This is a genomic window from uncultured Caballeronia sp. (assembly GCF_964243625.1).
Classification (GTDB): Bacteria; Pseudomonadota; Gammaproteobacteria; order Burkholderiales; family Burkholderiaceae; genus Caballeronia.
This window is the reverse complement of the sequence record NZ_CAXTGZ010000356.1, coordinates 1-6,420: the sequence shown is the minus strand read 5'-3', so window position 1 is coordinate 6,420 and position 6,420 is coordinate 1. Positions and strand designations below refer to the sequence as shown.

The 6,420-nt window shown below is 59.8% G+C and carries 7 protein-coding genes; 2 read left to right on the top strand and 5 right to left on the bottom strand.

Annotated elements, in window-relative coordinates:
- Window positions 1-244: 244 nt before the first annotated feature.
- The 3 genes from ACFFAR_RS21520 to oxlT form a co-directional block, all read right to left on the bottom strand.
- Window positions 245-1,273, bottom strand: coding sequence for a 2-dehydropantoate 2-reductase (locus ACFFAR_RS21520; RefSeq protein WP_174363963.1), 1,029 nt, complete (start codon window positions 1,271-1,273; stop codon window positions 245-247).
- A 149-nt stretch (window positions 1,274-1,422) separates the two neighbouring features.
- Complete coding sequence (locus tag ACFFAR_RS21515; RefSeq protein WP_174363964.1) at window positions 1,423-2,379, bottom strand: LysR substrate-binding domain-containing protein; 957 nt, start codon at window positions 2,377-2,379, stop codon at window positions 1,423-1,425.
- On the bottom strand, window positions 2,376-3,734 hold the full coding sequence (gene oxlT, locus ACFFAR_RS21510) for an oxalate/formate MFS antiporter (protein ID WP_062003057.1): 1,359 nt from the start codon (window positions 3,732-3,734) through the stop codon (window positions 2,376-2,378). Before oxlT ends, ACFFAR_RS21515 begins: the two co-directional genes overlap by 4 nt.
- A 451-nt stretch (window positions 3,735-4,185) precedes the next feature.
- Here oxlT and ACFFAR_RS21505 point away from each other — a divergent pair, with 451 nt between their 5' ends.
- Both ACFFAR_RS21505 and ACFFAR_RS21500 read left to right on the top strand, forming a co-directional pair.
- Complete coding sequence (locus tag ACFFAR_RS21505; protein ID WP_062003695.1) at window positions 4,186-5,106, top strand: LysR family transcriptional regulator; 921 nt, start codon at window positions 4,186-4,188, stop codon at window positions 5,104-5,106.
- A 109-nt stretch (window positions 5,107-5,215) separates the two neighbouring features.
- On the top strand, window positions 5,216-5,566 hold the full coding sequence (locus tag ACFFAR_RS21500) for a hypothetical protein (protein ID WP_375508428.1): 351 nt from the start codon (window positions 5,216-5,218) through the stop codon (window positions 5,564-5,566).
- 53 nt (window positions 5,567-5,619) lie between these two features.
- On the opposite strand, the gene ACFFAR_RS21495 is transcribed toward ACFFAR_RS21500, so the two are convergent.
- Complete coding sequence (locus ACFFAR_RS21495; protein WP_375508427.1) at window positions 5,620-6,066, bottom strand: PAS domain S-box protein; 447 nt, start codon at window positions 6,064-6,066, stop codon at window positions 5,620-5,622.
- Between the two features lie 83 nt (window positions 6,067-6,149).
- Window positions 6,150-6,420: CoA transferase (locus ACFFAR_RS21490; RefSeq protein ID WP_375508426.1), on the bottom strand; the 271-nt coding region annotated here is incomplete at its 5' end.

Genomic DNA, 6,420 nt, shown 5'->3' with positions numbered 1-6,420 from the left:
CTGCGCGGGCGTCTAGATGTGACGCGCCAGTTCACACGTCTTGCGGCAACGCCGACGCCAGTGCAAACGTCACACCAACACCACCCGCTACCAAGGCAATTCCGATCACGACTAACAAAGCGATGCTCATTTCCGGCTCCTAGTGGTTAACCTCAAGAGCCTTCAGTATATGTTGCGTCGCAGTGCGACGCAACATATTTCGTATGTGATATATCAGAAACAACAGCCCTTCCTTGATGGAAGTTTAAGCGGCTTTCCGGGAGCGTGTGAAGGATTCAATTGTTTTGATGCGCGGACGCGCCGTGCCTTGATTCACGCCCTCGCGCAGCTTGATAAGCGCGAGCACCGCATCGATCATTGGCGTCTTTACGCCAAGCTTTCGGCCGATTTCCTGAACGACGGTTACGATCGGATCGATTTCCATTGGCCGACGGGCTTCGCAGTCGAGCAGCATCGACGTCTTGTGCGAACCCACGGCGCCTGCGCCATCGATGCGCTTTTCGATATCGACACGAAAATGCACGCCAAGGCGTTCCGCGATTCCCTGCGCTTCCAACATCATGCTGCGCGCCAGATCGCGCACGGCCGGATCGCTGGTCAATACGTCGAGCGTCGCGCCGGTCAGTGCGCTGATCGGATTGACGCAGACACTTCCCCAGAGCTTGAGCCAGATTTCGTCGCGGATGTCGTCGCGCATCGGCGCTTCCATGTCGGCGGCGGCCATGATGTCGTGGAACGCCTGCAGTCGCGGCGTGATCTGGCCACCGGGCTCGCCGATGGGAAATTTCTTGCCATGGACATGGCGGATCACGCCGGGCTCGAGAATGATGGCAGCGGGATTGAGCACGCAGCCAATCGCGCGCTCGGGTCCGAGGATCTGCCATTGGCGACCGCCCGGATCGACGCTTTCAAGTGTCGTGCCCGACAACGCGCCGCCATGATCGTGGAAGTACCAGTACGGCAAGCCGTTGACGGCGGTGATGACGGCGGTATCGGGGCCAAGTAATGGCGGCATCTGGTCGACGACACCCGGAACCGAGTGCGCCTTCAACGCGATGATCACGAAGTCCTGTGCTCCCAGTTCAGCAGGATCGTGGGTGAATCGGGCCTTGACGGTATGCTCTTGTCCTTCGATTTGCAGACGCAGGCCGTTAGCTCGCATCGCGGCGAGATGCGGCCCGCGTGCAACAAAGCTGACGTCCGCGCCAGCTCTCGCAAGCTGCGCACCCATGTAACCGCCAATCGCACCCGCTCCGTAAATGCAGATTTTCATCGTCGTCTCCTGAATCTTTTATCTTTCTGATATACAACATATTAGATTTCAGTATTGGACAGCGTTCGCGAAAGCGCAAGGACAATGAACAATAAAAAAGCGCGGTCCTGTCGAGGGAGCCGCGCTTTTTTAAAGGTTGGAATGAACGCTCAGGCGTCAGCCGTTTGCAGCAGTTTGTGCTCCTCGCGATATGACGAAATAACGTGGGTCCAGATGCGTCTCGCTTGCGATTCCAGCGTACGTTCCCGATGCTTCGCGAGCACGATATTGCGGCTCACCGGCGGCGACAACCGCACCGCTTGAACCAGCGCATGCGCCGGCGCGGGCCAGGCGTGCATCGGCTGGATGCCGATCCCGAGACCCGTCGCGACCATCTGCACGATGCTCGCCGCTTGCGTCAGGCGCTGCACCCTGACGTTCGATACCCCTTGCTGGCCAAGCGCGTCGGCGATCATGTCGGCGCTGCCGGCGGTATCGTCGAGAAGGAACAGGTCGGCGCCGCTCAGCTCGCGCCATCGAACCGTTGCATTCGATGCCAGCGGATGACGCGCCGGCACAATCGCGCAAAAGGTATCGGAGAACAGCGTCTCAGTGGACAAGTCGCGACTTTCCTGCGGCTCGATCAGGATGGCCAGATCGGCGTCGCCCGAACGCAGCATGTCGAGCACGCGGTCTTGCGGCGCGTCGTGCAGCTTGAGCGTGAGATTCGGATAGCTCGCCCGGCAGGACGCAAGCAGCGCCGGAACGACCGAAGCAACCACGCTTGCGCTGCATGCAATCGATACCGCGCCGCTTTCCGCCGTCGATACCTCTTGCCCAAACCGCAGCGCGACTTCGAGTTCATCGACGAGGAGCGCGATGCGGGGAAGCAAGGCGCGGCCCGTATCGGTGAGCGCGACGTGGCGCGTGGTGCGATCGAAGAGCCGCAAGTCAAGCAGCTCTTCCAGTTCCCTGATGCTGCGGCTCGCCGCCGATTGCGTCACGCCGAGCGCGTTGCCGGCCTGCGTGAAGCTCCGGTGTTCGGCAAGGGTGACGAACAGGCGCAACTGCTGCAAGGACACGCCGGACCCCTTCAGCCCTGCTTCGGCGGCGAGATTCCTGCTCATTGCGCCGACGAATTGCGCGGTGTTTCGGACCAGGCGGTCTGGAACGAGGCGGCATCGAGCCGGCTGGATTCGGCCACCGTATTGTCGATCCAGCGCTTTCTCATCGGCGCCAGGACGAACTTGGCGCACAAACCGGCTGCAATCGAGATGGTCGCCGTCGCGATGAACACCGCATCCCACGAACCGATCGCCGACAGCACCGACGCCAGCGGCACCAGCATGGAAGCCGTGCCCTTCGCCGTGTACAAGGTGCCGGCGTTGGCAGCGGCGTACTTGCTGCCGAATGTATCCGCGCAGGTTGCAGGGAAGATCGAGAAGATTTCGCCCCAGCACAGGAACGTGATCGCCGCGAAGAACATGAAGAGATACGGGTTGTGGCCAAACTCCATCAGCCCGAGCAACGCAATCCCTTCGCCGATAAAGATGAAGAACATCGTGTTCTCACGGCCGATCTTGTCGGAGATCCAGCCGCACAAGGGACGCGTGAAACCGTTGCAAAGGTTATCGATGGAAAGCGCCATCGTAAGCAGCGGCAGCGTGACGCCGAGAATGCTGACCGGCATCTTGGCGAAGCCGTATTCCTTCGCGATCGGACCGAGTTGCGCCGTGGCGATCACGCCGCCGGCAGCCACGAACACGAACATCAGGTAAAGCACCCAGAACAAAGGCGAGCGGACCATCTGCCCCGTCGTGTAATCGATCTTCGATGCCACCACGCGCTTCGCCGGAACCGCATGTGCAGGCGGACGCGGACGCACCAGCATCAACGCAAGCAGGAAGATGCAGACGCCCTGGAAGATGCCAAAGAACATGAATGCGTGTTCATAGCCCGAGGTCTGGATCATGTTCGAGATGGGGATCACCGTGACCGCCGCACCTGCGCCGAAACCGGCTGCCGTCAGGCCCGCTGCAAGACCACGCTTGTCCGGAAACCACTTGAGCGCCGTGCCCACGCACGTGCCGTACACGCAGCCGGCGCCGATCCCGGCGATGACCGCCGCGATATACAGGTGGTAGAGGCTAGTGGCGTTGGCATCGATGATCCAGCCAATCGCCGCGCAAATCGAGCCGCCGATGACAACCGGACGCGGGCCGAATTTATCGACGAGCCAACCTTCGAGCGGCACGAGCCACGTTTCCGTGACGATGAACACCGTGAATGCCGTTTGAATCGCGGCCTGTCCCCAGTGGTGTTTTGCATCCATTGGGACAACGAACAAGGTCCACGCGTATTGCAGGTTCGCAACCAGCCCCATGCAAATGATGCCGATGGCAAGTTGCGCCCATCGGTTGTTATGCACCCCGCGTTTCGGGTTGCTTCCGGCGGGTGCCGTGAGCGTATCTGCGTTTGCCATGTCTGTCTCCGTTATGTATCGGCGCTCGTGCGGCGCGTAATCGACTGCGGCTCAACGGTGTCATCGGGTTGCATGCGTCTTTTGCGCAAGTTCCACCTGGCACCGGTGCGAGAGTTGGTTTTTGGTCGGTCAGGGTCCTGGTTCAGAGCCCCACGCAGCGAGCTGCAGCCGCGAATGAAACACCGGCCGAAGGACTGAGGGAGCTGTCTGGGAAATCATGTAAAGGCACATCCAGTGTTCTTTTGTTGAGCGGACCGGAACGCTTGGCTGCACCGTGCCGGAGGTCTGTGTTTCTTCGCCCTTCTCCGCTCGCTTCATGGCGCCTTGTCCGCTATCACCTTACGGAACTGGCGCACGTTGAAAGCATGCTGCGGGAGAAAAACGATTAGGGAAAGTTAGAAAAATTTATTGTATAAATTCAGGATCGTTTATGGATGGAGACATGGTGATGATGCGCAACGCGACGTTCAGGCAACTCAAAATATTCGAAACCGTCGCCCGAAGACTCAGCTTTTCCCGAGCCGCCGAGGAGCTCTACCTCACGCAGCCGGCGGTTTCCACGCAGGTGAAGCAACTCGAGGAGCACGCCGGCCTGCCGCTCTTCGAGCAGCTCGGGAAGAAGATCTACCTGACGAGCGCAGGGGTCGAAATGCTCCATCACAGCCGCGCAATCCTCGAACAATTCCGCGAAGCCGACGACGCCATGGCCCGTCTTAAGGGTATTTCCGGAGGCACGCTCAACGTGGCGGTCATCAGCGCGGGCGATTATTTTTTCCCGCGCCTGCTCGCCGAATTCACCAAGCGCAATCCCGACGTCAAGCTCAACCTCGCGGTGCATAACCGTGAGGAACTGCTGCACCAGCTCACCGACAACCTCACCGACCTGGCCATCATGGTTCGGCCGCCGAAGGACATGGACACCGACAACGTGTCTTTCGCGCCGCATCCGTACGTGATCGTCGCGCCGCCGGATCATCCGCTGGTCGGCGTAAAGAACATCCCGCTCGAGTCGCTCTCCGAGGAGCCGTTCATCGTGAGAGAACGGGGTTCGGACACCTGGAATTCCATGGAAGAAGGGTTTGCTGGAAGGCTCAAGTCGCTCAACGTCGCCATGGAGATCACCAGCACGGAGACCATCAAGCAGGCCGTGATCGCGGGCATGGGCATCAGCTTCCTGTCCGCTCACACCATCGCCATGGAACTGCAGGTCGGGCGTCTTGCCGTGCTCGATATCAAGGGTTTTCCCGTCATGCTCAACTGGTATCTCGTGCATCGCCACAACAAGCGCCTTCCGGCCGTAGCGGCAGCGTTCAAGCAGTTCCTGATCGATGAAGGTGCGGCGCAAATCTCGGCGATAACGCATATCGGGTAAACCATTTATTAGGCATTCTGAATAGTCACGGTAAAAAACTGTGACTATCGTCTATGGATCATTTTTTCTATCCTGCAGTTAAGCAACACGGCCAACCAGGAGACAAACCATGATCCGTTCACAAGCCACCACCGCCGCCGACGAGCGCGAACTGCAAACGCAACTCTGCGCATACAACAGCGCCTTCGAAGAACTCGACCTGATGTTTCGCTGGGACGCCGATACGCTCAAGGCACTCTCCGGTGCACCCAACGACCAGGCGCGCATTGCGCGCTACATCGAAGTCCACTGCCCGCATCTGCTAAAGGCCTACAGTGCGGAATTTCTCTGCCAGGCCATCGTCGACACGAAAAACGCCTACTACGACGCCTGCAGTGCCACGACCATCGCTCGCGCCGACGACACCCGCGGCGCCAAGATGTGGCGTCCCGAGTACGACACCGCGCGTGCAGCGGCTTGATCTACCGGAAACGGCCAGCTAGATGACAGCAGGCCGTCTTCCTCGTGCGCCCTTCAACCGCCCGGTTTGCCTTCGAGTTCGGCCAGACGTTTCTTCAGGTTGCGTTCTTCGGTGAAGCGGGTGGTTTCGTCGCGGATGACGGCGACGATGCCCGTCACCACGGCGTCCGGTCCCGCCGAATGGAGCAACGCGACCGTGAACGCAATCGATAAAGTCCGCCCGTCCTTGTGCACGGCCGGCACGCGCAACACGTCGTGGCCGTAGCGCGTTTCGCCGGTTGCCATGGTCTTTTCGTAGCCCGTCCAGTGACGTCCTCGCAATCGCTCGGGAATGATGATGTCGAGCGAATGGCCGAGCGCTTCATTGGGCGTGAACCCGAACATGCGCTCTGCAGCGGGATTCCATAACGTGATGGCCCCGCTTGCATCGGAGATCACGATGGCGTCGCCGATCACGTCGACCAGTTGTTCGAAATCGATTGGGGATGTTTTTGTATTCACAGCGCTGCTCATGGTCGAAGCACCCTGGTTGAAACATGCAGCGCTGTGAGTTCGTGAAAACCCACAGCGCCGCAGTTACGCGTTCAAACCGCCTGAGCGTCGTGCAGCTTGCTGATCTGGTCGCTGCTGTAACCGAGGCTTGCAAGCACTTCGTCCGTGTGTTCGCCGAGCAAAGGTGACGCCGTGATGTCCGGCTTCATGTCGGAGAACTTGATCGGGCTGCCCACGGTCAGGTACGAGCCGCGTTCCTTGTGCGGCACTTCCGTGATCGTGCCGCTCTCGCGCAGCGACGGATCGTTGGCCAGTTCCTTCATCGTCAGGACTGGTGCGCATGGAATGTCGAACTTGCGCAGA